This is a genomic window from Noviherbaspirillum malthae, from assembly GCF_015352985.1.
In the GTDB taxonomy this organism is placed as follows: Bacteria; Pseudomonadota; Gammaproteobacteria; order Burkholderiales; family Burkholderiaceae_D; genus Noviherbaspirillum; species Noviherbaspirillum malthae.
Map to the genome: position 1 here is coordinate 43,531 of NZ_JACYXF010000010.1, position 21,670 is coordinate 65,200.

At 61.3% G+C, this 21,670-nt stretch carries 16 protein-coding genes; 8 read left to right on the forward strand and 8 right to left on the reverse strand.

Going from position 1 to position 21,670, the window contains the following annotated elements:
* Window positions 1-2: 2 nt before the first annotated feature.
* The gene (locus tag IGW03_RS15105) at window positions 3-932 is read right to left on the reverse strand and encodes a hypothetical protein (RefSeq protein ID WP_228535567.1); all 930 of its coding nucleotides are present in this window, start codon (window positions 930-932) and stop codon (window positions 3-5) included.
* 77 nt (window positions 933-1,009) lie between these two features.
* On the opposite strand from IGW03_RS15105, the gene IGW03_RS15110 reads away from it, so the two are divergent.
* Window positions 1,010-1,666: a DsbA family protein gene (locus tag IGW03_RS15110; protein WP_194723389.1), complete on the forward strand. Its 657-nt coding sequence runs from the start codon at window positions 1,010-1,012 to the stop codon at window positions 1,664-1,666.
* Between the two features lie 139 nt (window positions 1,667-1,805).
* Here the strand turns inward: IGW03_RS15110 and phbB are convergent, their stop codons facing one another.
* From phbB to IGW03_RS15125, 3 genes are all read right to left on the reverse strand, one after another.
* Window positions 1,806-2,546, reverse strand: a complete 741-nt coding sequence (gene phbB / locus IGW03_RS15115; RefSeq protein ID WP_194723390.1) for an acetoacetyl-CoA reductase — start codon at window positions 2,544-2,546, stop codon at window positions 1,806-1,808.
* A 65-nt stretch (window positions 2,547-2,611) separates the two neighbouring features.
* Complete coding sequence (locus IGW03_RS15120) at window positions 2,612-3,787, reverse strand: acetyl-CoA C-acetyltransferase (RefSeq protein ID WP_194723391.1); 1,176 nt, start codon at window positions 3,785-3,787, stop codon at window positions 2,612-2,614.
* Window positions 3,788-4,384: 597 nt separating this feature from the next.
* Complete coding sequence (locus tag IGW03_RS15125) at window positions 4,385-4,852, reverse strand: MarR family winged helix-turn-helix transcriptional regulator (RefSeq protein WP_194723392.1); 468 nt, start codon at window positions 4,850-4,852, stop codon at window positions 4,385-4,387.
* 114 nt (window positions 4,853-4,966) lie between these two features.
* On the opposite strand from IGW03_RS15125, the gene IGW03_RS15130 reads away from it, so the two are divergent.
* Both IGW03_RS15130 and IGW03_RS15135 read left to right on the forward strand, forming a co-directional pair.
* Window positions 4,967-6,178 carry an efflux RND transporter periplasmic adaptor subunit gene (locus IGW03_RS15130; RefSeq protein WP_194723393.1) on the forward strand — a complete coding sequence of 404 codons (1,212 nt, stop codon included), beginning with the start codon at window positions 4,967-4,969 and terminating at the stop codon, window positions 6,176-6,178.
* Entirely contained in the window at window positions 6,175-9,345 is a 3,171-nt protein-coding gene (locus tag IGW03_RS15135) for an efflux RND transporter permease subunit (protein WP_194723394.1), read from the forward strand. The genes IGW03_RS15130 and IGW03_RS15135 overlap by 4 nt, the downstream gene beginning before the upstream one ends.
* Here IGW03_RS15135 and IGW03_RS15140 read toward each other — a convergent pair.
* Both IGW03_RS15140 and IGW03_RS15145 read right to left on the reverse strand, forming a co-directional pair.
* Entirely contained in the window at window positions 9,299-10,117 is an 819-nt protein-coding gene (locus tag IGW03_RS15140; protein WP_194723395.1) for an IclR family transcriptional regulator, read from the reverse strand. The two genes, IGW03_RS15135 and IGW03_RS15140, sit on opposite strands and share 47 nt — an antisense overlap.
* Before the next feature lie 175 nt (window positions 10,118-10,292).
* Entirely contained in the window at window positions 10,293-11,828 is a 1,536-nt protein-coding gene (locus IGW03_RS15145) for a class I adenylate-forming enzyme family protein (protein WP_194723396.1), read from the reverse strand.
* Window positions 11,829-12,161: 333 nt separating this feature from the next.
* Between IGW03_RS15145 and IGW03_RS15150 the strand changes: the two genes are divergently transcribed.
* From IGW03_RS15150 to IGW03_RS15170, 5 genes are all read left to right on the forward strand, one after another.
* Window positions 12,162-13,703, forward strand: coding sequence for a 3-hydroxyacyl-CoA dehydrogenase (locus IGW03_RS15150; RefSeq protein WP_194723397.1), 1,542 nt, complete (start codon window positions 12,162-12,164; stop codon window positions 13,701-13,703).
* 3 nt (window positions 13,704-13,706) lie between these two features.
* Window positions 13,707-14,909 carry a 3-oxoadipyl-CoA thiolase gene (locus tag IGW03_RS15155; protein WP_194723398.1) on the forward strand — a complete coding sequence of 401 codons (1,203 nt, stop codon included), beginning with the start codon at window positions 13,707-13,709 and terminating at the stop codon, window positions 14,907-14,909.
* A 22-nt stretch (window positions 14,910-14,931) separates the two neighbouring features.
* Window positions 14,932-16,113 carry an acyl-CoA dehydrogenase gene (locus IGW03_RS15160; protein WP_194723399.1) on the forward strand — a complete coding sequence of 394 codons (1,182 nt, stop codon included), beginning with the start codon at window positions 14,932-14,934 and terminating at the stop codon, window positions 16,111-16,113.
* A gap of 62 nt (window positions 16,114-16,175) precedes the next feature.
* A complete protein-coding gene (locus tag IGW03_RS15165) occupies window positions 16,176-17,372 on the forward strand; it encodes an acyl-CoA dehydrogenase family protein (protein ID WP_194723400.1) in 1,197 nt (398 codons plus the stop codon).
* Window positions 17,373-17,381: 9 nt separating this feature from the next.
* Window positions 17,382-18,518: an acyl-CoA dehydrogenase family protein gene (locus IGW03_RS15170; RefSeq protein ID WP_194723401.1), complete on the forward strand. Its 1,137-nt coding sequence runs from the start codon at window positions 17,382-17,384 to the stop codon at window positions 18,516-18,518.
* Between the two features lie 231 nt (window positions 18,519-18,749).
* Here IGW03_RS15170 and IGW03_RS15175 read toward each other — a convergent pair whose 3' ends face one another.
* Entirely contained in the window at window positions 18,750-19,739 is a 990-nt protein-coding gene (locus tag IGW03_RS15175; protein ID WP_194723402.1) for a cation diffusion facilitator family transporter, read from the reverse strand.
* Between the two features lie 143 nt (window positions 19,740-19,882).
* Window positions 19,883-21,484: an AMP-binding protein gene (locus IGW03_RS15180; protein WP_194723403.1), complete on the reverse strand. Its 1,602-nt coding sequence runs from the start codon at window positions 21,482-21,484 to the stop codon at window positions 19,883-19,885.
* Window positions 21,485-21,670: the final 186 nt, after the last annotated feature.

Here is a 21,670-nt window from a genome sequence, read left to right on the forward strand (position 1 = left end):
GCTCAGCGCTGCAAGGTTTCGGTACGGCGGCTGGAACGCCTTTCAACCGAGTGGGACGACACGCAGAACTCGAGGTTGGTGATGCCGATGGCCCCGGGCGGTCCGGCGACGAAATCGAAGCCGCTCTTGACCGGAAAAAGACAGTCGTCGCGCAGGATCAGGTCGGTATGGCAATTCGGGGTCGGAGAATACAGATGCTCCTTGATCGCATCCCAGATGGGCGGGGTCACCCAGCCGTAGAGATAGAGCTGGTTCGGATAAAGAGAACTGTCGGAATCAAGATATCCCTTTTGATTCTTCTGCAGGGGTGGCTGCTCGGGTGTCGTGTTAACGACCGCGAGATCGACCGATCCTTCGCCGATCGGATACGCCTCCTCGTTCTGATACGACGTGTAGGCGAGACGCAGATGCCACCGGCAGATCAATGCGATCTTCTTTTCCATCCCGACTTTTTCGGTCGCCATCGACAGTCCGTCGGTGACGGTCAGCTGGGTACACATGATCTGTCCGATGAGCGTAGGCTCCAGCCTTCGGAAATCCTCGAGATTTTCGTGCAGGTTCCAGAAGAGCCACTTCACGCGTTCGCCCTCGGTCATATCCGGCAGATCGGCAATGGTCTTGCTGCCATGGGATTCGATCGTCCGCATGACGTCCTTGCGCATCTTTTCATGCGCCTCATCAATTTCTGCACCAAACCGATGGATGTAATCGCTCCGCATAAACCTCTCCGAAAAAACGATGCTGGATAACTCAGTGTAGAACCCAATTTCCAAATAAACAGGGAAACAAGGGGGCGTCGGCACGTGCTTCGGCAATGCTTGCAGCGATGTCAACAATCCTGGCGGATAGAGTTTTATCGAGCCTGTAAGTTCATGGTTCTTGCAGTTGGGTGGCATTCCCGCAAACAAGCCGGATATTCCAGGGGTGTTCATGAGACGGACGAGCGCCGGTATCGGATAGTATCGACCATCCGCTCCATCCCGAATGACTGATATCAAGAAAGCAAGCCATGCCGAGCCTGATCTATATTGCCGACCCGATGTGTTCCTGGTGTTACGGTTTCAGCTCGGAGCTGAGGGCGCTGATGGACGGCCTGCCCGGCCTGCGGCTGGAGATCGTCGTCGGCGGTTTGCGCGCTTATAACACCGTGCCGATGGACGATGCGCTCAGATCCAAGCTTCAAAATGCCTGGACACAGGTCGCCGCGCGCACAGGCCTGAGCTTTTCATCGTCCGCCCTGGACAGGAAGGACTTCATCTACAACACCGAGCCGGCCTGCCGTGCCGTGGTCGCAGCCCGCATGCTTGCGCCCTCGGCCTGCCTTGCCGTCTTCGAAGCCATCCAGAAGGCGTTCTACGTCGAGGGGAAAGATACGACCCAGACCGACGTGCTCTGCGAAATCGCGGCCGGGACCATCGCAGCCGCCGGCATCTCCATGGATGCGCAGACTTTCCTCGTCACGTTCAAATCCGAAGCCGCCGTCATGGCGACCTATCACGACATCGAGCAGACCAAGCGCTGGAAAGTCCAGGGGTTTCCAACGCTCGTTCTCGAACGGGACGGCGCGCTCGATCTGGTAACGTCGGGTTACGTCACGATGCCTGAACTGGTCGAACGGCTGCAGGCGCTGGTCGATACCGAAGCCGGCGAGACCGCTTCGGCATAAGAAGACTGTCATACCGATCCCAAGGCCCTATCGCTCCGACCTCGATCAGGCTGGTCCGCAAAATATAAAACCCTGATCCGCATATGCCGATCAGGGTTTTCTCCATGAGCGCAGATTGCGCTCATGATCGCTCAATGCATCAATGCATGTGCTGTCCGCCATTGATGGCGATGTTGGCACCGGTCAGGAATGCGGCTTCGTCGGATGCCAGATAGGCAACCAGTCCCGCCACTTCTTCCGGCTTGCCCAGGCGGCCCATCGGGATCTGCGGAATGATCTTGGATTCCAGCACCTCCGACGGAATTGCCATGACCATCTTGGTGCCGATATAGCCCGGCGAGATGGTATTGACCGTGACGCCCTTGCGCGCAACCTCAAGCGCGAGCGCCTTCGTGAAGCCGTGCATGCCGGCCTTTGCAGCCGAATAGTTGGTCTGGCCGAATGCGCCCTTCTGTCCGTTGACCGACGAAATATTGATGATGCGGCCCCAGCCCCGTTCCAGCATGCCGTCGCACACCGGCTTGGTCATGTTGAACACGGAGTCGAGATTGGTCTTCATGACCGCGTCCCAATTCACCTTGTCCATTTTCTTGAAGGTCATGTCGCGGGTGATGCCGGCGTTGTTGACGAGCACATCGACAGGACCGATTTCCTCGGCGATCTTGTTGATGCATGCCACCGCGGAATCGTAATCCGAGACGTCACATGGATACGCCTTGAATTTATAGCCCTGTGATTCCATCGACGCCAACCAGTCCTGCGCCTTGGTATTGCCCGGCGAATAGGTGGTGACCACTTGATAACCGAGTGCCGCCATCTTGATGCAGATTGCCTCTCCCAGACCACCCATGCCACCTGTAACTAATGCGACTCTTGCCATGTTGTTATCTCTCTTTGCTTATGGGTTAACACGAATACAACGCCTTGCAACACACTGCCGGAAAACTAGCGCTCGATGGCAAGCGCAACGCCCATGCCGCCGCCGATGCAAAGGCTGGCAAGCCCGCGTTTGGCATCGCGACGGATCATTTCATGAATCAGGGTGACCAGGATGCGGCAGCCTGACGCGCCAATCGGGTGCCCGATGGCGATGGCGCCGCCATTGACGTTGATCTTGCTGGTATCCCAGCCCATCTCCTTGTTGACGCCGATGGCCTGCGCCGCGAAGGCTTCATTGATTTCCATGAGATCCACTTCCTCATGCGTCCAGCCTGCCTTGCGAAGACAGAGCTGGGAGGCCGGGACCGGGCCCATGCCCATGATGGTCGGATCGACGCCGGCGGAAGAATAGGCGCGGATGCGGGCCAGCGGCTTCAGGCCAAGCTGATCAGCCTTCTTGGCCGACATCATGATCACGGCGGCTGCGCCGTCATTGATGCCGGACGCGTTGCCGGCGGTGACCGTGCCGTCCTTGGCGAACGCCGGACGCAGCGCTGCGAGCGCTTCGGCAGTCACGCCGGGCTTGATGAATTCGTCGGTATCAAAGACGACCGGACCCTTTTTCGAAGGAATTTCAAACGGGATGATTTCATCCTTGAACTTGCCTTCCTTCTGCGCTGCTTCGGCCTTGTTTTGGGAAGCGGCGGCGAATTCATCCTGCTCCTGGCGGGATACGCCGTATTTCTTGGCGACGTTTTCCGCCGTGATGCCCATGTGGTACTGGTTATAGACGTCCCACAGGCCGTCGACGATCATGGTGTCCACCAGCTTGGCGTCACCCATGCGGAAGCCGTCGCGGGAATTATTGAGCACATGGGGAGAAGCGCTCATGTTTTCCTGGCCGCCCGCGATCACGATTTCCGCATCGCCGCACATAATGGCCTGGGCTGCCAGATGAGTTGCCTTGAGACCGCTGCCGCATACCTTGTTGATGGTCATGCCGGGCACCATGTCGGGCAGACCGGCGCGGATGACGGCCTGACGCGCGGGGTTCTGGCCTACGCCGGCAGTCAGCACCTGGCCCATGATGACCTCGCTGACCATCTCTGGTGCAATGCCCGTTTTGGAAATAAGGGTTTTGATCACATGCGCGCCCAAGTCCGACGCTGCGGTCTTCGCCAGCGTCCCACCGAATTTACCCACGGCGGTACGTCCCGCAGCGACGATAACGACATCACTCATTGCAACTCCTCTTTTTGACAAAACGGAATTAAAACTCAAATAAATTGCACTGCGATTACACTGCGCGGGCAAGGCGCGTTGATAAAAGAATCAGAGTTTCATCATAACGTTGAGGTATATCATTCCGATTGATCTGGATCAATCGCCTCCTAGCCCGAAGAAATCATGTGCTGCGCGGTATTTTTGGTTTTTCAGAACCGGCCGCCTTTTTGCAATATAGCAAGTTATGAGCCTGCCAAAAAGAAAAAACGCGCATCGGACCGGACCAATCCGCATTTATTCATGACATGAAGAAGATTCAACAATGCGCTTTCGGAATGCGGCGCCAATCAGCACGGTCGTGCCATTTTTAAAGCTCGATTGCTCGTTCGTAGAGCATGAGCTGCTCGGTTATGGACAGCACGTGCACCACGCCGGAGCAGTCGCACAACTGGCCGGCACTTGGCGATGCGCCCGCGCGAAATGCAATGCAGAATGATGGGAGATGCTAAAGAGACCTGCGGCAAGGAGTTGTCTGGTGGCGAACAAAACCCGGGCGGCGGCGTCTACTGAAATCAGTCCCTGACATCAAATGCCGTGGAACGCCACCTGCCTGTTTTATGCTTCATCGATCAGTCGCTGGAGGACCCGAAGCGCATCGAATCCTGCCTTCGCCTGGTCTTCGCTCAGCCGGCCGACAGTTTCAGCACGCAACTCGCTGATGGCGGCATTGATGCGGACCACCACGCGCTTCGCCTTGGGCGTAAGACGCACCAGCTTGACGCGCGCATCCTCCGGCGGCGCAATTCTCGTGACCCATCCTGCATCTTCGAGCTGCTTGACAAGCCGAGTCACGGTCGGCGCCTCGATGCCGAGCATGCGCGCCAGATCCGATTGGGAAAGTCCGTCTTCGATCCGCGAGAGATAGAGCAAGGCAGTCCAGCGCGACTGGCTCAGGCCCGTCGGCTTGAGACGCTGCGTTACCTTGTCACGCCATGCGCGATTGACATCGCCGATGGCCACGCCGAATTTTTCCTGAATCGTGTCGGGTGGCTGCGTGTCGACGAACTTCGTTATCGGTTTCATGATTCCCATGCGAACGATTTTATCTCAAATGCTAAAATAGTTTGCATAGCTAACTAATTTGGAAACGCGAATGCCGGCCGCGCTGTGCAGGCTTTGCGTTTGCCCCGGATCTTCATGAAAAAAACTGTCCTCATTCCCGTTCTCGTGCTCCTGGTGCTGGCGGGCCTGGCCTGGCATTTCTTCAAGCCGGCGAACAAGCCGGCCGCAGGACAGGGCAACCAGCAGCCGCCGGCGCTGGTCACGACCGTTCCGGCGCAGCGCACCTCGGTTCCGGTGAGGCTCACGTCGAACGGTTATGTCAGCTCGCTCAACAGCGTCGAAGTGAGACCGCAGGTTTCCAGCACCATCGCCAAGGTGCATATCCGCGAGGGCCAGTTCGTCAAGGCCGGCGATCTTCTGTTTTCGCTCGACGACCGCGCCGACCGGGTCAACTTGCAGAAGGCCGAAGCCCAGCTGAAAAAGGATGAGGCCAGCCTCGCCGACTACGAGCGCCAGCTGGCGCGCAGCCGCGACCTGGCAGGCAAGGGATTCATCTCGCAAAGCGCAGTCGATACCGTACAAAGCCAGGTCGACAGCGCGCGCGCCACCGTGCAGGCCGACAAGGCAGCCATCGACGCCGCCAAGGTAGCCTTGAGCTACGCAAGCATCCGCGCAAGCTCCGCCGGACGTGCCGGCGCCATTGCCGTGTACGCCGGCAGTCTGGTCCAGCCGGCATCGGCGCCGCTGGTCACCATTTCCCAGATCGATCCCATCGCTGTCAGCTTCACATTGCCGGAGACCGAACTCGGGTCGCTCATCGAAGCCCGGAAGGCAGGAGAGGTCAAGGTGAACGCCAAGGCGTCGAACGGCATGTCGCTGGAAGGCAAGGTGACATTCATCGACAACGCCGTCGATGTGCAGAACGGCACCATTCGGGTCAAGGCGGCGTTTGCCAATGCGGATCAGCTGCTGTGGCCCGGACAGTATGTCACCGTCAGCACGACGGTACGCGAAATCAAGGATGCGATCGTGATTCCGCAGGCTGCCATCATCACCGGCATCGATGCGCGCACCGTCTATGTTGCCGGCCAGGACAAGGTCGCACAGTCGCGTCCAATCGAGCTGGTGTACTCCTTCGGCGCACAAGCCGTAATCAAGGGAGTGCAGGAAGGCGAACGCGTCGTGGTCGACGGCAAGCAGAACCTGCGGCCGGGCAGCCGCATCGCCGAGGCCGGCGCCGCGAAGAACGGGGCCAATGGCCAGGCGCAGCAGGGATTTCAGGGCACCCAAGGGACGCAAGGCGCCGGCAATGGCAACGGCGGCACATCGGGAAAGACCGCACCATGAATATTTCTGAACTCTGCATCCGCCGTCCCATCATGACGGTGCTGCTCAGCCTGGCGGTGGTGGTCGCGGGCGTTCTGGCCTATCTGAAGATCCCGGTGGCGGCGCTGCCGAGCTACAACACGCCGGTCATCAATGTCAGCGCCTCCCTGCCCGGCGCCAGCCCGGAAACCATGGCATCCTCGGTCGCGCTGCCGCTGGAAAAGCAGTTCTCCACGATCGCCGGCCTGAGCGTCATCAGCTCCACCAACACCCTCGGTTCAACCTCGCTGACGCTGGAGTTCGATACGGCGCGCGATATCGACGCGGCGGCGGTTGACGTCCAGGCCGCCCTGCTGCGCGCGCAGCGGGCGCTGCCGGAGGAAATGACTTCCCTGCCCTCCTACCGCAAGGTGAACCCGGCCGATGCGCCGGTGCTGCTGCTGGCGCTGACCTCGCCCTCGCTCAACATTTCCGATCTCAACGACTTCGCGGAAAACCTGATCTCGCCGAGCCTGTCGACGCTCAATGGCGTGGCTCAGGTCAACATTTACGGCCAGAAGCGCTTTGCGGTGCGCGTCAAGGTCAATCCTGCCCTGCTGGCGGCGCGCAACATGTCCATGGACGAACTGCTGGCCGGCATACGTGCGGCAAATGCCAATACGCCAGTGGGCGTGCTCGACGGCCCGCGCCAGACGCTGACCATCCAGGCCAACCAGCAGCTCAAGAGCGCGGCTGAGTTCTCCGAACTGATCGTGGCCAGCCGAAACAATGTTCCGGTGCGGCTGCGCGAAGTCGCCGACGTCGAAGACAGCTACGAGTCGATCAAGACGTCCAGCCGCTTCAACGGCGAGCGTTCCATTGTGCTTGCCATCCAGCGCCAGCCCAATGCCAATACCGTGGCCGTGGTCGATTCCATCCATGAAATGCTGCCGCGCTTCAAGGCGCAACTGCCGGCCTCGATCGAAATCAATTTGCTGAACGACCGCTCGGTGTCAGTGCGCGAAGCCATCCATGATGTCAACCTCACGCTGGCGCTGACGGTGGCGCTGGTGGTCATGGTGATTTTCCTGTTCCTGCGCCGCTTCATGGCAACGTTGATCCCGACGCTGTCGCTGCCGGTCTCGCTGATCGGCGCGGTCGCCCTGCTCTATGCGTTCGGCTACAGTCTCGACAACATATCGCTGCTGGGCATCACGCTCGCGGTCGGCCTGGTGGTGGACGACGCGATCGTGGTGCTGGAAAACATCGTGCGCCATGTGGAGAACGGCATGCAGCCGTTCAAGGCGGCGCTGGTCGGATCGAAGGAAATGGGCTTCACCATCATTTCGATTTCGGTGTCGCTGGTGGCAGTGTTCATTCCCATTTTCTTCATGCCCGGCGTGATCGGCCTGCTGTTCCATGAGTTCGCGGTTGTGGTCGGCCTGTCGGTGCTGGTTTCCGCGGTAGTGTCGCTGACGCTGGTGCCGATGCTGAGCAGCCGTTACCTGAAGCCTGAAGAACATGGCCGCAAGGAAAATCTCGTGATCCGTGGCTTCGAAAGCGTGTTCAACGGTACCCTGCGGCGCTATCAGACCTCGCTCGACTGGAGCCTGCGCCACCGCTCGGTGATTCTCGCCGTCGCGCTGATGACGTTTGCGCTGACGGCTTACCTGTTCATCACGATTCCCAAGGGTTTCTTTCCCGAGGAAGACATCGGCCAGATCAGCGTGACCACCGAAGGGCCGGAAGACATCTCCTTCACCGCGATGGCGGAAAAGCAGGCGCAGATCGCCGACATCATCAACCGCAATGCGAATGTGGCAAGCGTCGCCTCCACGCTCGGCGGAGGCAGCAACAGTTCCCAGAACAGCGGCCGCATGTTCGTCAACCTGAAGCCGCGCGGCGAACGGGCCGAGATGAACAAGGTGCTCGAAGGCCTGCGCAAGGACTTGCGCGCCGTACCCGGCATGGCGGTCTATTTCCGTCCGGTGCAGAACCTGCAGCTCGGCGGACGCGCCAGCAAGAGCCGTTACCAGTACATCCTGCAGAGCGTGCAGGCAGGCGAACTCAACGACTGGAGCACGCGCATGATGGAAAAGATGCGCAACGATTCCGCCTTCCGCGACGTCACCAGCGATTCACAGCTCAAGGGCTTGCAGGCCTCATTGCGCATCGACCGCGACAAGGCCAACTTGCTGGGCGTGCAGATGCAGGACCTGCGCAGCGTCCTGTACAGCGCCTTCGGCGACCGTCAGGTGTCGACCATCTATACCAGCAGCAACGACTACCAGGTCATCATGCAGGTGGGGGATGAATTCAAGCGCGATGAAAGCGCATTCTCCAAAATCCATGTGCGTGCCAACGACGGCAACCTGGTGCCACTGACCAGCTTCGCCACGGTGGAACGCACGGTCGGACCGACCTCGGTCAACCACCAGGGGCAGCTGCAGGCAATCACGCTATCCTTCAATCTGGCGCCGGATGTGCCGCTTGGCGTGGCGACGGGCAAGATCCAGGAATTCCAGGAAGAGATCAAGATGCCGGCCAGCATCATCACCAACTACGGCGGCGATGCGGCGGTTTTCAAGGATTCCCAATCGAGCCAGGCGGTGCTGCTGATCGTTGCGCTGCTGGTGATCTACGTCCTGCTCGGCGTGCTGTATGAAAGCTTCATCCATCCGCTGACCATTCTTTCCGGCCTGCCTTCGGCGGCGGTCGGCGCGCTCATCACTCTGAAGCTGTTCGGCATGGACCTGACGCTGATTGCCACCATCGGCATCCTGCTGCTAATCGGTATCGTGAAGAAGAACGCGATCATGATGATCGACTTTGCACTGGATGCCCAGCGCAACCAGCACATGTCGCCGCAGGAAGCGATACGGCAAGCTTGCCTGCTGCGCTTTCGGCCCATCCTGATGACTACGCTGGCGGCACTCATGGGCGCCTTGCCGATCGCGCTCGGCTTGGGCGCCGGCGCAGAACTTCGTCAGCCGCTGGGCCTGGCGGTGGTCGGCGGACTGATGTTCTCGCAGGTGATCACGCTCTACATCACGCCGGTGATCTATCTTTACCTGGACCGATACAGCGGCAAGGGTCCGATCACGGCGACATTCGACGAATCCGGAGACGCTGCCCATGCAGCGCACGGGCAGCCTGCACAGCCTACAGGCGGCGCAGGCGTTCGACCAGTTCCAGCAGACGCGGCTTGACTTCGTCGAGCAGGAACTCCGGCGAGAGATTGAACGAGGGACCGCCGCAGTTGATGCTCAGGATGGAAGTGCCGTTGGTGGGACGGAAGGCGACGGCAATTGCATTGACGTCGCGCTGCCAGTCGCCGAAGGACGTGCAGCAGCCGATGCGGTGGTATTCCTCGACCGAGCGTGCCACGCCCTCTTCGATGGCAGGCCATTTGAGCTCATCGAGCTCGCGCACCCGTTCCAGGATGTCGCTGCGTTCGCTGTTCGAGGTTTCCGCAAGATAGGCGCGGCCCATCGCGGTCAGCGCGATCGGAATGCGCGCGCCGACGTCCAGACGCAGGGTCAGCGCGGCCTGGCTGCGGCAGTTCTCGATGTAGATCATGCTGAGGCGGTCGCGCATGCCCAGCGATACGGTGGCATGGGAAAAGTCGGCCAGTTCCTGCATGTAGGGGCGCGCATACTGGCGGATGTCCAGCTTGGACAGCATCGCACTTCCGAGAGCGAGGCTGGCCGTGCCGAGCCGGTACTTGCCGACCTCCTCGTCATACTGCAGGTAGCCAAGCTTGGTGAGCGTATAGGTCAGGCGCGATACGGTCGACTTCGGGAGTTTTGCCCTTTCGGCAAGTTCCTGGTTGCCGAGCATCTTTTCGCCGGAGCGAAAGCAGGACAGCAGTTCCAGTCCGCGCGCCAGCGCGGTGACGAAATGGCGGTCTTCCTTGGCGTTGGACTGCTTGGCCGCCGGCGTGTCTTCTTGCGTGTCTTCTTCGTTGATGTCGTCAATCATGGCATCTCGTTTCAATTGCGGTCGCCTTCCTCAAGCGCTGCTGCGGGCGGCTGATAAGGCGCAGCCGCGACGATATTCGGTAAATAGCTGCTTGGCGGCATTATCCGGCATCGCAGTGCCATAGCACAATCGGCGACATCAATGCGCAACATCTGGTGCCGCACTGGCATACATATCAGGCATGCCCCCGCTGCGCCCGCTGCTGCAGCTCCTTCTTCAGAATCTTGCCCGTGGCCGCCGCAGGCAGCTGATCGAGCACGACGACTTCCGATGGAACCTTGTACGGCGACAGGTTGGCTTTCAAATGCGCATACAGGCTTTCCAGCTCGATATCGCTGCCTTGCGCGCGTTCGACAAAGGCCACCACTTCCTCGTTGCCCTCGACCGTGCGGCCTACCACCGCAGACTGCACCACGTCGGGGTAGGCATTCAACACCTGCTCCACCTCGATGGGATAGACGTTGAAGCCGGAGCGGATGATCAGCTCCTTGCTGCGGCCGACGATCGCGATTGCGCCGTCCTCCTGCACGCGGGCAAGGTCGCCGGTTCGCAGCCAGCCGTCGGGCGTGACCGTTTCGGCAGTCAGTTCCGGCGCCCGGTAATAGCCTTTCATCACGTTCGGCCCGCGCACCCACAATTCGCCGACGCCCTCGTCGCTCTCCTCGGCGCCGTTCAAACGGATCTCGACGCCCGGGATGACCTGTCCGACCGAGCAATCGCTGCGCGGCGCTTCCAGGCGGGTCTGGCAGATCGAGGGAGAGGCTTCGGTCATGCCGTAGCCGTTCTGCAGGATCAGACCGAAGGCTTTTTCAAACGCCTGCTTCAGCGGCATGGTCAGCGGCGCGCCGCCCGACTGGGCGACACGCAGCGCCGGCGCACGCAGGGGCGTTCCGCTGCTTTCGCTCCATTCCAGCAGCTTGGCATACATCGCCGGTGCGCCATGCATGACGGTAATGCCATCATTGGCAAGCGCATGGGCAAGCGCTTCCGGCTGGTAACGCGCCACCAGGTAAAGCGATGCGCCGCCCAGCAGGGCCGCGACCAGCAGCGCCGACAAGCCATAGACATGCGACAGCGGCAGCACGCCGTAAATCACATCGGCCGGTACCAGCTTGCGCATGCGGCAATTGTTGGCGCCGATGAACAGCAGGTTGGCGTGCGTCAGCATGACGGCCTTCGGCGCGCCGGTCGTGCCGGAGGTGTACACCATGGCGGCCACCTGCTTCGCGCCGTCGTCTTCCAGCGGTTCCGGCACCGCGGATTCATTCCTGGGTCCGACCATCAGCCCGCCGATGGCCGGCCACTCCTCTGCCCTCGCACCGCGCTGCTCCCCATGGGCCTTGGCTTGCGGCGAGACGGCGCTGAAGTAAAGCGCGAGACGTGCACCGGAATGGGATAGAAAATTGTCGATCTCGCGTGCCGACAGGCGCGCATTCACGGTGGCCGACCATGCCTGGAGACGGCTGACCGCCAGGATGCAGACAGCCAATGCCACGCAGTTCTCGGCCACCAGCAGAACCCTGTCGCCGGCGCGCACGCCGGCATTGCGCAATCGCTCCGCAGTCTGTTCCACTGCCGCCCCAAGTTCAGCATAGGAAAGCCGCCTTTCGCCGTCGGCGAGCGCGAGCTTATCGGGGTAGCTTGCGGTCCAAGGTTGAAAGACTTCGTGGATGCGGCATGGACTGCCCGGCTGGTTGACTACATGGTTCATCTGGTCTCCTTCTGTGGTCCGAGCCTGAACAAGGCCCGAACCGGCGATACATGCGTACTGGCCGAAATAGTGGCATACAGCAAATTGAAATGCAATCAATATGCAGAATTTTGTTCTGCTATGCAGGACGGCACGATAATCTTCAAATTCCTGCGAGTATTCCGGTTGAAAATGAGTGCGGTATTTCCAGGACGGAAACCGATTCCATTGGTAAAGCACTGCGGAATTCGATGAAGCGATTTCTTGACATCATGTAGGCAAACACATACAGTTCCGTTTTAACGATTTTTCTTCTGCACTGCAGAACTTTATTCCAAATCTGAGGAGATAAGGATGGAGACAGGATCGCGACCGGCGCCGACTTCGCCGGATTTGATTGTCGGACTGATTGGTTGCGGCATCATGGGACGCGGCATCGCGCAGATCGCCGTACTGTCGGGCGCCCGCGTGCGCCTGCACGACGGCCGCGAGGGCGCCGCCGCAGCAGCGCGCGAAGAGCTGATCGCTACCTTCGGCAAGCTGGCCGACAAGGGCAAGCTCGACGCCGGTGCGGCGAAGCAGGCGGGAGAACGGCTTGAGGTGTGCGCCGGCATTGAAGACATGGCCGGCGCCCATGTGGTGGTCGAAGCCATCGTGGAAAACCTCGATGCCAAGAAGGCGCTGTTTGCCTCGCTGGAAGGCATCGTTGCCGCCGACGCCATCCTCGCCACCAATACCTCTTCCCTGCCTGTCACCGCCATTGCCGCCGGACTCAAGCATCCCGAGCGTGTCGCCGGCTTCCATTTCTTCAACCCGGTTCCGCTGATGAAGATCGTCGAAGCCATCGGCGGTTTCCTCACCGATCCCGGCGTGGTCGACTACCTGCTTGCGCTCGGCAAGCACTGGGGCCACACTGCAGTGCGTGCGAAGGACACACCCGGCTTCATCGTCAATCATGCGGGACGCGGCTACGGCACCGAAGGCCTGCGCCTGCTGGCCGAAGGCGTCGCTTCGGTGCCGACATTGGACAACATCCTGCGCGATACCGCCGGCTTCCGTCTCGGACCCTGCGAACTGCTTGATCTGACCGGCCTCGATGTTTCGCATCCGGTGATGGAGTCGATCTATCACCAGTACTATGAAGAACCGCGCTTCCGTCCGCAGGTGCATACGCGCCAGATGCTGACTGCGGGCGCGCTCGGCAAGAAGGTGGGCCACGGCTTCTACCGCTACGGCGCCGACGGCAAGAAGGAAACCATCGCCGAAGCGGAGCAGCCGACCGCCAAGCCGGGCAGCGTCTGGCTCAGCCAGGAGCGCCCCGAACTGGCCGAACGCATTGCCGTTCTGATTGCAGCCGCCGGCATAACGCAGGAGTCGGGCGATCGCCCCAGCGAATCCGCTCTCTGCGTGGTTACTCCATTGGGCGAAGACGCCACTACCTGCTGCGTGCGCGAGAACCTGGATGCGCGCCGCACCGTCGGCGTCGAAGCCCTGTTCGATGCCAGCCGGCGCCGCGTGCTCATGACTACGCCGGCCACCGATGCGCAGTATCTCGCCATGGCCTGCGGCCTGTTCGGCGCCACCGGCACGCCGGTCAGCGTGATCCGCGACAGCGCCGGCCTGGTGTCGCAGCGCGTGGTCGCGCACATCGTCAACATCGCCTGCGAGATCGCCCAGCAAGGCATCGCCGATCCGCAGGACATCGATCGCGCCGTGACGCTCGGCCTCGGTTATCCGCTCGGCCCTCTCGCCTGGGGAGATCAGCTCGGGCCGCGCACCGTGCTCGCCATTCTGAAGAATCTTGAACAGCAAACCGGCGACAGCCGCTATCGCCCCAGCCCCTGGCTGCAGCGTCGCGCCCTGCTCGGCCTCTCACTACATCACAAGGAGATCTGATCCATGCTCGACGCTTACATCTACGACGGCCTGCGTTCACCCATCGGCCGCCACGGCGGCGCCCTGGCTGCGGTACGCCCCGACGACCTGGTGGCGGAAGTCATGCGCGCCGTCGTCGCCCGCAACCCGTGGAAGCCGGAGCAGATCGAGGACGTCATCCTCGGCGATACCAACCAGGCCGGCGAAGACGCCCGCAATGTCGCGCGCAACGCGCTGCTGGCGGCCGGCCTGCCGGTGACCATCGGCGGCCAGACGGTCAACCGCCTGTGCGCCAGCGGACTCGCCGCCGTGATGGATGCGGCGCGTGCTGTCACCTGCGGCGAAGGCGAATTGTTCATCGCCGGCGGCGTCGAGAGCATGACGCGCGCGCCGTTCGTCGTCGCCAAATCCGAGTCCGCCTTCGGCCGCGACTTCAAGGTGTTCGATTCCACCATCGGCGCCCGCTTCCCCAATCCCAAGGTCACCAAGGAGTACGGCGGGCACACCATGCCGGAAACCGGCGACAACGTCGCGCATGAATTCGGCATCACCCGCGAGCAGGCCGATGCCTTCGCACTGGCTTCGCAGATGAAATACCACGCCGCGCTGCAGGACGGCTTCTACACCGGCGAGATCCATCCGATCAGCGTGCCGACCAGCCGCAAGACGCCGCCGGTGCTGGTCGACAAGGATGAGCATCCGCGTCCCGAAACCACCGCCGCCACGCTGGAAAAACTCAAGCCGCTGTTCGAAGGCGGCGTGGTCACCGCCGGCAATGCCTCCGGCATCAACGACGGCGCCGCCGCGCTTCTGGTCGGCAGCCGCGCCGCGGGCGAACAGGTGGGCAAGGCGCCGATGGTGCGCATCCTGTCGGCGGCGGTCGCCGGCGTCGAGCCGCGCATCATGGGCGTCGGCCCTGTCTATGCGATCCGCAAGGCGCTGCAGCGTGCGAACCTGAGCCTGTCCGACATGGACATCATCGAGATCAACGAAGCCTTCGCCAGCCAGGTGCTCGGTTGCCTGAAGCTGCTGGAGATCGACTTCAACGACAGCCGCGTCAATCCCAACGGCGGCGCGATCGCGATCGGCCATCCGCTCGGCGCATCGGGTGCGCGCCTGGCCTTGAGCGCCAGCCGCGAACTCGCCCGCCGCAACGGCCGCTATGCGGTCGTCAGCTTGTGCATCGGCGTCGGCCAGGGTCTGGCCGTCGTCATCGAAAAAGTGTAAGCCTTTAAGATCGGAGATCATCATGTCCAGCCACAAAGTTCAATTCCACTGGGACGATCCGCTGCTGCTCAACGAACAGCTCACCGCGGACGAACGGGCCGTGCGCGACGCCGCCAACGCCTATTGCCAGGACAAGCTGCAGCCGCGCGTGCTTGAAGCCTTCCGCCATGAAAAGACCGACCCCGCGATCTTCCGCGAGATGGGCGAACTCGGCCTGCTCGGCCCGACCATTCCGGAGCAGTACGGCGGCCCGGGCCTGAACTATGTGTCCTACGGCCTGATTGCCCGCGAAGTCGAGCGCGTCGATTCCGGCTACCGCTCGATGATGAGCGTGCAGTCCTCGCTGGTGATGGTGCCGATCTTCGAATTCGGCAATGAAGAGACCAGGCAGAAGTACCTGCCCAAGCTGGCCACCGGCGAATGGATCGGCTGCTTCGGCCTGACCGAGCCTAACCACGGTTCCGATCCGGGCTCCATGGTCACCCGCGCCAAGAAGGTTCAGGGCGGCTACAGCCTGACCGGCAGCAAGATGTGGATTTCCAATTCACCGATCGCCGACGTATTCGTGGTTTGGGCGAAGGATGATGAAGGCGCGATCCGCGGCTTCGTGCTGGAGAAAGGCTGGAAAGGCCTGAGCGCGCCCGCGATTCACGGCAAGTTCGGCCTGCGCGCATCGATCACCGGCGAGATCGTCATGGATGAAGTGTTCTGCCCGGAAGAGAACGCCTTCCCGGAAGTGCGCGGCCTGAAAGGCCCGTTCACCTGCCTCAACTCCGCCCGCTACGGCATCGCCTGGGGCGCGCTGGGCGCCGCGGAATCCTGCTGGCATACCGCACGCCAGTATGTATTGGACCGCAAGCAGTTCGGCAAGCCGCTGGCCGCCAACCAGCTGATCCAGAAGAAGCTGGCCGACATGCAGACCGAGATCACCATGGGCCTGCAGGGCTGCCTGCGCCTGGGACGCATGAAGGACGAAGGCACCGCCGCAGTGGCCATCACCTCGATGATGAAGCGCAATTCCTGCGGCAAGGCACTGGACGTGGCGCGCATGGCGCGCGACATGCTGGGCGGGAACGGCATCTCCGATGAATTCGGCGTGATCCGCCACATGGTCAACCTGGAAGTCGTCAACACCTATGAAGGCACGCACGACATCCATGCGCTGATCCTCGGACGCGAGCAGACCGGCATCGCGGCATTCTGATCCTCATTATCAGCATCAGATCGGCTGCGGCTCAGGCTTAAACAAGAACACCAGAGGCACACATGGACCTTAATTTCTCCCCCGAAGAACTCGCCTTCCGCCAGGAAGTGCGCGAGTTCGTCGCCAGCTCCCTGCCGGCGGACATTCAGCACAAGGTGCTCAACGGCCTGATCCTGCACAGCGAGGATTACATCCGCTGGCAGAAGATCCTGCATGAGAAAGGCTGGGGCGGCTCCGGCTGGCGCAAGGAATTCGGCGGCACCGGATGGAGCGCGGCACAGCAATACATCTTCGAGGAAGAATGTGCGGCAGCAGGCGCGCCGCGCATGGTCCCCTTCGGCCTGAAGATGGTGGCGCCCGTCATCATGCAGTACGGCTCGCCGGCGCAGCAGGAGCGCTTCCTGCCGAAGATTTTGTCGGCCGACGAATGGTGGTGCCAGGGCTATTCGGAACCGGGCTCCGGCTCCGACCTGGCTTCGGTCAAGACCCGTGCCGTGCTGGAAGGCGATCATTACGTCGTCAACGGCCAGAAGACCTGGACCACGCAGGGCCAGTATGCGGACTGGATCTTCTGCCTGGTGCGCACCGACCCCGAAGTGAAGCCGCAGCGCGGCATTTCCTTCCTGCTGATCGACATGAAGACGCCCGGCATCACCGTGCGCCCCATCATCACGATGGACGGCGCGCATGAAGTCAACGAAGTCTGGTTCGAGAACGTGCGCGTGCCGGTGGAAAACCGCGTCGGCGAAGAGAATGCCGGCTGGACCTATGCGAAATTCCTGCTCGGCCACGAGCGCACCAACATCGCCGGCATCGGCATCGCCAAGCGCGAGATCGCGCGCCTGAAGCGCATCGCCACGCTGGAGACCAAGAACGGCAAGCCGCTGATCAAGGACCCGCTGTTCGCGTCGCGCATTGCCCAGGTCGAGATCGACCTGACTGCACTGGAAATTACCAACCTGCGCGTGCTGTCAGCTGAAGCCGCGCATCGCGCGCCGGGACCGGAAGCCTCGATCCTGAAGATCAAGGGCACCGAGATCCAGCAGGCCATCACCGAACTGCTGGTGCAGGCCGTCGGCACCTATGCGCTGCCGCTGCGTCGCGATGCCATGGCCGCCGGCTACCAGGGCGACGCCGTGGGGCCGTTCTATGCAACGCCGCTGGCCGCCAACTACCTCAACATGCGCAAGCTGTCGATCTACGGCGGCTCGAACGAAATCCAGAAGAACATCATCTCGCAGATGATCCTTGGCCTGTAGGAGCACGCAATGGACTTTACTTATACCGAAGAACAGCAGATGCTGCAGGACACCACCCGCCGCTTCATCGCCAAGGATTACGGCTTCGAAGCGCGCAGGCAGATCAAGGAAAAATCGCCTGAGGGATTCAGCCGGGACGTGTGGCAGGGCCTGGCCGACCTCGGCCTGCTGGCGCTGAACGTGCCGGAGGAAGAAGGCGGCCTCAACGGCAGCGCCGTCGACAACATGCTGGTGATGAACGCGGTCGGCGAAGGCCTGCTGCTGGAACCCTATCTCGCCAGCGCCGTGATGGCGACGCGTACCATCGCCGCACTCGGCAACGAAGCGCAGCGCGCCGAGCTGCTGCCTGCACTCGCGGCCGGCGAAAAAATCGCAGTGCTCGCACATGAAGAACCGCAGACCCGCTTCGACCGCATGGATATCCAGACCCGCGCCTGGCCGGTCGGCAACGGCTATCTGATCACAGGCCACAAGAGCGTGGTCGCGCACGGCGCTTCCGCCGATGCGCTGCTGGTCACGGCACGTATCGGCAAGGCCGGGGAGGAAGGTCCGCTTGCCGTATTTCGCCTGCAGGCCGACGCGCCGGGTCTGCGCAAGCTGCCCTATCGCACCGTGGACGGCGTACCGGCATCCGATATCTGGCTGAACCAGGTCTTCGTTCCCGCCGATGCACGCCTGAACGGCGCCGAGGATGCTGAAGCAAAGCTGGCCGATGTGCTCGACTTCGCGCTGGCCGCCGTGTGCGCGGAAGCCGTGGGCGCGCTCGACAAGCTGCTCGCCGCCACCGTCGAATACACCCGCAACCGCAAGCAGTTCGGCCAGCCGATCGCCAAGTTCCAGGCACTGCAGCACCGCATGGCCGACATGGTGCTGCATATCGAGCAGGCTCGCTCGATGAGCTATCTCGCGGCAGTGCGCTGCGCCGATCCCGATCTGCAGGCGCGCCAGCGTGCAATGTCGGCAGCCAAGGTCGTGATCGGCCAGGCGTGCCGCTATGTCGGCCAGCAGGCGGTCCAGCTGCACGGCGGCATGGGCGTGACCGATGAACTCGACGTCAGCCATTACTTCAAGCGCCTGATGGCGATCGAGCTGCAGTTCGGGAACACCGATACGCATCTGGAGCAGTACGCGGCGCAGCTGGCCTGACCAGCTTTTTGCCGACGGCATCGCGGCCCGGTATCGATCGCAGCGGATCGTACCGGGCCGTCATTTTTCCGTTTCCGGAAATTGCGCGCCTATGGTCGGCGTTAACCACCGCAAGGCAAGGCATGTAAAAAATCCACACCCGCTGCAGGCGACGTGTCATTCCAACGGCACAGCAGGCACAGCAGTCATGGGATCGGGTTGCCGGAGGCTCCCGCCCGCAGGAATGCCAAGCTACCGCTCCAGTGCATCGAAGAACACCTTGGTGATGACAGGAAAGCTGGATGAAACCGCGTGCTGGAGCCGGGAGATTGCCTGGTCCAGTTCCTCGACCCGCATACCTCGCTTGAAACTCACTTCGGCAACCAGTAACACCTGCTCGGAACCGAGCTGCATGCTCAGCAGTCGCCCGACCAGTTCAACGTCGGGTTCGCGCAGTACGGTTTGGCGCACCTGATCCAGCGTTTCCTTGTCCAGGCTTTCGCCGATGATGAGTCCGCCGATCTCCCGCGCGAGGATGATGGCGGCGCATATTAATACCAAGCCAATCAGGATCGACGCAGAAGGATCGATGTAGGGATTGTCCAGCAATTGCCCGAGGCCGATGCCGGCCAGTGCGATGGCAATACCGACCAGCGCAGCGCTGTCCTCGATGAATACCGTGAATACCGCCGGGTCTTGGCTCCTGCGCACGGTCTGCCAGAGATTTTCACCATCGCGGCGGCGCTGTGCGAGTTCCTTGCGCGATACTAGCCAGCTATAGCCCTCGAAAGCTGCTGCGACAATCAGGACCAGGTAGCTCCAGAACGGATTCTCGATCGGATGAGGATCGCGCAGGCTTAATATGCCGTGATAAATCGACACGCCTCCGCCAAGCGTGAATATCGACAATGCAACAATCATTGCCCAGACATACTGGGCCTTGCCATAGCCGAAAGGATGCGCCGAGTCGGGACGCTGCATGCTGCGGCGCAATCCAATGAGGAGCAGTAATTCATTGCCGGTATCGACGGCAGAGTGAATGCCCTCTGCCACCATCGATGCGCTCCCGGTCACGGCCGCGGCAATGAATTTCGAGATGGCGATGCCGGCGTTGGCAAGGATTGCTGCATAGATGACTTTCTGCGTTCCGCTCGGCGCAGAGGATGAAGTCGCGGCTTGTTCGGCGACGGTGATACGACTGTTGCGTGGCCGTTGAGCAGTCGATGATGAATGACGATCCATGAATAATGCATTGGCATAGGTGGGCGGAATTTTTCATATCCGCGTCGCATCGCCTCAAGCATATTCAATGCCTGGTTTCGAAAGCGGTGCTGAAATGGTTCACCTTGCACCGGTTCCTCTGTCTTGGCTGCAACTCTCGGACGCTAGTCCTTCAGCAATCGCCGCAGCACCTTGCCCGTACCGGTCGCCGGAAGTTCCGACCGGAATTCAACCGACTTCGGCACCTTGTATGGCGACATCTGTTCGCGGCTCCACTGGATGATGTCCTCCGCCGATGTCCCGGCCGCGTCCGGCTTGAGCACGATGACCGCTTTGATGACCTCGCCCTTGTTCGGATCGGGAACGCCGATCACCGCCGCCTGGCGCACTGCGGGATGCTTGATCAGGATGGTTTCCACTTCTTCCGGAAATACGCTGTAGCCTGAGACCTTGATCATTTCCTTGAAGCGGCCGCTGAAGGTCAGGTAGCCGTCCTCATCCAGCTTGCCCATGTCGCCGGTATGCACCCAGCCGTCGCGCAAGGTGGCGGCGGTGGCTTCCGGCTTGTTCCAGTAACCCTTGAAGTTGCCCGCGCTGCGCAAGGTGATTTCACCCATTTGACCCGGCGGAAGGACCGCACCGCTGTCCTGATCGACGATGCGGCATTCCACGCCCGGCATCAGCCGTCCCTGCGTGCCCCACTTGACCGCGTCGCGCGGCGTGTACGTATCGCAGGTGTGGGTTTCCGACAAACCGTACGCCGCTTCGAAGGTCTGGCAGCCGCCGGTGAAGTCGCGCCACTGTTCCGCCAATGGCTCGGTCAATGTGATGCCGAAGCTGGTGCAGGGATTGACCTTCAGCGAACGCAGGTCGTAGTCCCTTGCATCCGGCACCTGCATCACCGCCACGTTCATCGGCGCGATGCTGTACCAGTGGCTGACCTTGTAGCGGTCGATGGCTTGCAGTACCGAACGCGGATCGAAGCGATGCATCAGGATGGCGGTCGCGCCGCTGTAGACGGTCACGTTCAGGCCCATCAGCATGCCGGCGATGTGATACAGCGGCGCAATCGCCAGCGTCACGGTATCGCCGTCCACGCCGGCGGCAAAGGTGGCGCAGGCCGTTTTGTAGAGCGCGTTGCGATAGGTAAGCATTGCGCCTTTGGGCATGCCGGTCGTGCCGGAGGTATAGGTCATCAGTGCCACGTCGTCCATCGACAGTTCGGGACGCGGCGGCGCCGGCATGTCATTGAGCGATTGCAGCAGATCCAGCGTACCGGGAACCGAGGCTTTGGGTGTACGGATTTCCGGCGGAACATCGACGGTGGACTCCTGCGGCAGCAGATCGCCGTAGGATGTCAGGATCACATGCTTGAGCGGCGTCTTGTCCATGACTTCCTGCACGACCGGATGGAGCGTATCGGCAGCGACAATCACCTCGGCGCCGACATCCGACACCTGGTATTCGAGCTCGTGCCTCTTGAAGAGCGGGCTGCAGGGACTGACGATGGCACCCAGCTTCTGAATGCCGAAATGCGCTATCACGTATTGCGGACAATTGTTGAGAAAGAGAACCACGCGGTCGCCTTTCTTCACGCCGAGGCTGTCTAGCCTGGCGGCGAAGCGGTCGCTCATGTCGTCAACCTGACTGTAGCTCAGGCTTGCGCCATACCAGACATAAGCAGCCTTGTCCGGCTGCGAGCGAGCGTGCTGGCGCAGATATTCATGCAGCGGCTTTTCTTCCTGCAAATAGGGAATCGTGTTCATGCGAAGTCTCCTCTTCTGCCGTTTACGCCATGCCTGGCAGCGTATTCCGGTTCAACAGCATGTCGTTGCGCGGTTCGCCGCGTCTTGATATGAATCAACGCGTCACCCGGCTCGCACACCTCGGCTACCAACCGGTATAAACTTTATACCGGTTGGTATATTTTTGCTTGGCATTGCTGCGTACGC

Bases quoted from the DNA above. Each gene is read 5' to 3' on its own strand.
- IGW03_RS15105 (WP_228535567.1), bottom strand. From the start codon at position 932: ATGAACACCCCTGGAATATCCGGCTTGTTTGCGGGAATGCCACCCAAC.
- IGW03_RS15110 (WP_194723389.1), top strand. From the start codon at position 1,010: ATGCCGAGCCTGATCTATATTGCCGACCCGATGTGTTCCTGGTGTTAC.
- phbB (WP_194723390.1), bottom strand. From the start codon at position 2,546: ATGGCAAGAGTCGCATTAGTTACAGGTGGCATGGGTGGTCTGGGAGAG.
- IGW03_RS15120 (WP_194723391.1), bottom strand. From the start codon at position 3,787: ATGAGTGATGTCGTTATCGTCGCTGCGGGACGTACCGCCGTGGGTAAA.
- IGW03_RS15125 (WP_194723392.1), bottom strand. From the start codon at position 4,852: ATGAAACCGATAACGAAGTTCGTCGACACGCAGCCACCCGACACGATT.
- IGW03_RS15130 (WP_194723393.1), top strand. From the start codon at position 4,967: ATGAAAAAAACTGTCCTCATTCCCGTTCTCGTGCTCCTGGTGCTGGCG.
- IGW03_RS15135 (WP_194723394.1), top strand. From the start codon at position 6,175: ATGAATATTTCTGAACTCTGCATCCGCCGTCCCATCATGACGGTGCTG.
- IGW03_RS15140 (WP_194723395.1), bottom strand. From the start codon at position 10,117: ATGATTGACGACATCAACGAAGAAGACACGCAAGAAGACACGCCGGCG.
- IGW03_RS15145 (WP_194723396.1), bottom strand. From the start codon at position 11,828: ATGAACCATGTAGTCAACCAGCCGGGCAGTCCATGCCGCATCCACGAA.
- IGW03_RS15150 (WP_194723397.1), top strand. From the start codon at position 12,162: ATGGAGACAGGATCGCGACCGGCGCCGACTTCGCCGGATTTGATTGTC.
- IGW03_RS15155 (WP_194723398.1), top strand. From the start codon at position 13,707: ATGCTCGACGCTTACATCTACGACGGCCTGCGTTCACCCATCGGCCGC.
- IGW03_RS15160 (WP_194723399.1), top strand. From the start codon at position 14,932: ATGTCCAGCCACAAAGTTCAATTCCACTGGGACGATCCGCTGCTGCTC.
- IGW03_RS15165 (WP_194723400.1), top strand. From the start codon at position 16,176: ATGGACCTTAATTTCTCCCCCGAAGAACTCGCCTTCCGCCAGGAAGTG.
- IGW03_RS15170 (WP_194723401.1), top strand. From the start codon at position 17,382: ATGGACTTTACTTATACCGAAGAACAGCAGATGCTGCAGGACACCACC.
- IGW03_RS15175 (WP_194723402.1), bottom strand. From the start codon at position 19,739: ATGGATCGTCATTCATCATCGACTGCTCAACGGCCACGCAACAGTCGT.
- IGW03_RS15180 (WP_194723403.1), bottom strand. From the start codon at position 21,484: ATGAACACGATTCCCTATTTGCAGGAAGAAAAGCCGCTGCATGAATAT.